Genomic DNA, 4,631 nt, shown 5'->3' with positions numbered 1-4,631 from the left:
CGACGCTGGTCTTCGGTCAATGCTCCTGGTGCGCTTTTGGGCTTGCTAAAGACACTCTCAACCTGGGATGAGTTCCTTCCGGTTTTGCTGATGGGCGATAATTCTTCCGTCGACTTGCCCGAAGACCAGCGTCGCCGAGTGCTTTCGACCCTCGAAATGCCGCCCAGCTACAGCAAATTGCTCGACTCTCTGCACCGCGCCCAGGTCTATCGCGAAATGTATGACCAGGCCCGCGAACGCGGCCGTCATCGCGAACCCAATCTGTTCCGCAGCCTCGTCGGCACCAGCCGGGCGATCCAGCACGTGCGTCAGATGATGCAGCAAGTGGCCGACACCGACGCCAGCGTGCTGATCCTTGGCGAGTCCGGCACCGGCAAGGAAGTGGTCGCGCGTAACCTGCACTACCACTCCAAGCGTCGCGACGCGCCATTTGTGCCGGTCAACTGCGGGGCGATCCCGGCAGAGCTGCTCGAAAGCGAACTGTTCGGCCACGAGAAGGGCGCCTTCACCGGTGCAATCACCAGCCGTGCCGGGCGCTTCGAGCTGGCCAACGGCGGTACATTGTTCCTCGACGAAATCGGCGACATGCCACTGCCGATGCAGGTCAAACTCCTGCGCGTGTTGCAGGAGCGCACCTTCGAACGCGTGGGCAGCAACAAGACCCAGAGCGTCGATGTGCGCATCATTGCCGCGACCCACAAGAATCTCGAAAGCATGATCGAGATCGGCACGTTCCGCGAAGATCTCTACTATCGCCTCAACGTGTTCCCGATCGAGATGGCGCCGCTGCGTGAGCGCGTCGAAGACATTCCGTTGCTGATGAACGAGCTGATCTCGCGCATGGAGCACGAGAAGCGCGGTTCGATCCGCTTCAACTCGGCAGCAATCATGTCGCTGTGCCGTCATGGCTGGCCGGGCAACGTCCGTGAGCTGGCCAACCTGGTGGAGCGCATGGCGATCATGCATCCGTACGGGGTGATTGGCGTCGTCGAGTTGCCGAAGAAATTCCGCTATGTCGATGACGAAGACGAGCAAATGGTCGACAGCCTGCGCAGCGATCTCGAAGAGCGCGTGGCCATCAACGGTCATACGCCGGACTTCACCGCCAACGCCATGCTGCCGCCTGAAGGTCTGGATCTGAAGGACTACCTCGGTGGTCTGGAGCAGGGCCTGATCCAGCAGGCGCTGGACGATGCCAATGGCATCGTTGCGCGTGCCGCCGAGCGCCTGCGCATTCGACGTACCACGCTGGTCGAGAAGATGCGCAAGTACGGCATGAGCCGGCGCGATGGAGACGAACAGGCGGAGGATTGACGCCTGTTTTTCAACTGCTTCATTTATAAGCAGTTTTTTTTAGGCACGGGTATTGCTACATCCCTCGCAACGTTCCGTTTAACTGACGGTCAGCCAAGCGAGAGAGCACAATGCCCCAAGCCGCCCAGATGTCTTCTGCCTCCAGTCCCGAGGGGCAACCGTCCTCCGTAGAGCAGGCAAGCCGACAGGGTCTTGAGCAGGCTTTCGAGCTGTTCAACCAGATGTCCAGTCAGTTGACTGACTCCTACAGCATGCTCGAAGCACGGGTGACCGAACTCAAGGGTGAGCTGGCGGTGGTCAGTGCCCAGCGCATGCAGGAGCTGGCGGAAAAAGAACGTCTGGCCAACCGTCTGCAAAACCTTCTTGATCTGTTGCCCGGTGGCGTCATCGTGATTGACGGTCACGGCATCGTGCGCGAAGCCAACCCGGCCGCCATCGAACTGCTTGGTCTGCCGCTGGACGGCGAACTGTGGCGCCATGTCATCGCACGTTGCTTTGCGCCGCGTGAAGACGACGGCCACGAAATCTCCCTGAAAAACGGTCGACGCCTGTCGATTGCCACGCGTTCGCTGGATGCCGAGCCGGGGCAATTGGTGCTGCTCAACGACCTGACAGAAACCCGTCATCTGCAAGATCAACTGGCGCGCCACGAACGTCTGTCCTCGCTGGGGCGCATGGTCGCCTCGCTGGCGCATCAGATCCGCACGCCGTTGTCCGCCGCGTTGCTCTATGCCAGTCACTTGACCGAGCAGGAACTGCCTGTCGCCACCCAGCAGCGTTTCGCCGGACGCCTCAAGGAGCGTCTGCATGAGCTGGAGCATCAGGTGCGCGACATGCTGGTCTTCGCTCGCGGTGAACTGCCGCTGACTGATCGCATCACGCCCAATGCCTTGATGCAGTCACTGCAAGCTGCCGCGTTGACCCACGTGCAGGACCTGCCGATTCGCTGGCAGTGCGACAGCCACGCCGGCGAGTTGCTGTGCAATCGCGACACGCTGGTCGGCGCGCTTTTGAATCTGATCGAGAACGCGATTCAGGCCAGCGCCGGCGATGTACGTCTGAAAGTGCATTGCTACAGCCGAGACAACACGCTGCGGTTGTGCGTCAGCGATACCGGCAGCGGCATCGAACCGACCGTGCTGGCACGTCTCGGCGAGCCATTTTTTACCACCAAAGTCACCGGTACCGGCCTCGGCCTGACCGTGGTCAAGGCTGTGGCACGGGCACATCAGGGAGAATTGCAGCTGCGTTCGCGGGTCGGACGCGGCACGTGCGCGCAGGTGATCCTGCCGCTGTTTTGCGCTGGACAAGGAGCTGAGTGAACGTCATGGGCATCAAGGTTTTGCTGGTCGAGGATGACCGCTCGTTGCGTGAGGCGCTGGCCGATACGTTGCTGTTGGCCGGTCATGATTATCACGCGGTCGGCAGTGCTGAAGAGGCACTGACGGCGGTAGCGCGCGAAGCATTCAGTCTGGTGGTCAGCGACGTCAACATGCCCGGCATGGATGGCCATCAACTGCTCGCGTTGCTGCGTGCCCGTCAGCCGCAGTTGCCGGTGTTGCTCATGACCGCCCACGGTGCGGTCGAGCGTGCCGTCGATGCGATGCGCCAAGGTGCGGCGGACTATCTGGTCAAACCGTTTGAGCCCAAGGCTTTGCTGGATCTGGTGGCGCGGCATGCGCTGGGCAATATTGGCGCATGCGAAGCTGATGGCCCGATCGCGGTCGAGCCGGCCAGTGCCCAGCTTCTGGAGTTGGCAGCGCGTGTCGCCCGCAGTGATTCCACCGTGCTGATTTCCGGCGAGTCCGGTACCGGCAAGGAAGTGCTGGCGCGCTACATTCACCAGCAATCCCATCGTGCCAGCCAACCGTTCATTGCGATCAATTGCGCGGCCATCCCCGACAACATGCTCGAAGCGACGTTGTTCGGTCACGAGAAAGGCTCGTTCACTGGCGCCATCGCGGCGCAGGCGGGCAAGTTCGAACAGGCCGACGGCGGCACCATCCTGCTCGACGAAATTTCCGAAATGCCCCTCGGCCTGCAAGCCAAACTGCTGCGCGTGTTGCAGGAGCGCGAAGTCGAGCGGGTGGGGGCGCGCAAGCCGATCACCCTGGACATCCGCGTGGTCGCCACCACCAACCGCGACCTGGCCGGGGAAGTGGCGGCGGGGCGTTTTCGTGAAGATCTTTTTTACCGTCTGTCGGTTTTTCCCCTGGCCTGGCGTCCACTTCGCGAGCGCACTGCCGATATCTTGCCGCTGGCTGAGCGCTTGCTGGCCAAGCACGTCAATAAAATGAAGCATGCGGCGGCAAAACTGTCGCCAGAGGCGCAGGCGTGCCTGATCGGTTATCCATGGCCGGGCAATGTGCGCGAGCTGGATAATGCGATTCAGCGTGCGCTGATTTTGCAGCAGGGCGGCTTGATCCAGCCGCAGGATTTCTGTCTTGCCGGGCCGGTGATGTTCGCCACGTTGCCAGCGGTAGCGCCGGTGCCTGCGGTGATTCGTGAGGTGGAGATCGAAGCGGATTCGGCCGGCGCCCTGGGTGATGACCTGCGCCGCCGGGAGTTTCAGATGATCATCGACACCCTGCGCACCGAGCGTGGCCGGCGCAAGGAAGCAGCGGAAAAGCTCGGCATCAGTCCGCGCACCCTGCGTTACAAGCTGGCGCAAATGCGCGATGCCGGGATGGATGTCGAAGGCTACCTGTTCGCCACCTGAGTCGTGGCGCAAAGATTTGAAAATGCTTTTCTGAAAGGGGTGCCCATGAGCTGGCACCCTTGTTGCTAATACCTGTGTACCCGCCGAGTGAGTGTCAAAAAATTGCGGGCCGCCCAAGAGAGTAGACCATGAGCCAAGGTATTGAATTTAATCGGTTGATGACAGACATGAAGGCCATGAAGCTGGATGCCATGTCTGCGCCGAAATCGACTGCCGCTGTCCCTGAACTGGCAGGCAGCAGCTTTTCCGACATGCTCGGTCAGGCCATCAACAAAGTCAGCGATACCCAGCAGGCGTCGACTCAACTGGCCAACGCATTTGAAGTGGGCAAGAGCGGCGTCGATCTGACGGACGTGATGATCGCTTCGCAAAAAGCCAGCGTGTCGTTCCAGGCTCTGACCCAGGTGCGCAACAAGCTGGTTCAGGCTTATCAAGACATCATGCAGATGCCGGTTTAAGGACGAGATTGAGTCATGGCAGAAGCAGTCGCCGATAACGTTCCGGCCAAGGCCACCCCGATAGACGGCAAACCGCCGCTGTTCGGCCTGTCCTTCCTGGAAAACCTCAATCTCGTCCTTAAACCGGCATCTGCATGATG

The 4,631-nt window shown here is 60.8% G+C and carries 5 protein-coding genes; all 5 read left to right on the top strand.

Annotated features, from left to right (window positions below; genetic code table 11):
* A partial coding sequence (locus ACIONG_RS27845; RefSeq protein ID WP_401303996.1) for a sigma-54 dependent transcriptional regulator occupies positions 1-1,314 on the top strand: 1,314 nt, incomplete at its 5' end.
* Positions 1,315-1,442: 128 nt separating this feature from the next.
* Positions 1,443-2,636 carry a PAS domain-containing sensor histidine kinase gene (locus ACIONG_RS27840; RefSeq protein WP_213028756.1) on the top strand — a complete coding sequence of 398 codons (1,194 nt, stop codon included), beginning with the start codon at positions 1,443-1,445 and terminating at the stop codon, positions 2,634-2,636.
* A 5-nt stretch (positions 2,637-2,641) separates the two neighbouring features.
* Entirely contained in the window at positions 2,642-4,033 is a 1,392-nt protein-coding gene (locus tag ACIONG_RS27835) for a sigma-54 dependent transcriptional regulator (protein ID WP_213028757.1), read from the top strand.
* Between the two features lie 128 nt (positions 4,034-4,161).
* Positions 4,162-4,491, top strand: coding sequence for a flagellar hook-basal body complex protein FliE (fliE, locus tag ACIONG_RS27830; RefSeq protein ID WP_103305367.1), 330 nt, complete (start codon positions 4,162-4,164; stop codon positions 4,489-4,491).
* 15 nt (positions 4,492-4,506) lie between these two features.
* Positions 4,507-4,629 carry a hypothetical protein gene (locus tag ACIONG_RS27825; protein WP_401304000.1) on the top strand — a complete coding sequence of 41 codons (123 nt, stop codon included), beginning with the start codon at positions 4,507-4,509 and terminating at the stop codon, positions 4,627-4,629.
* Positions 4,630-4,631 lie beyond the last annotated feature (2 nt).

Source organism: Pseudomonas sp. NPDC087817 (assembly GCF_044742875.1).
In the GTDB taxonomy this organism is placed as follows: Bacteria; Pseudomonadota; Gammaproteobacteria; order Pseudomonadales; family Pseudomonadaceae; genus Aquipseudomonas.
This window is presented reverse-complemented; position numbering and strand designations above follow the sequence as displayed.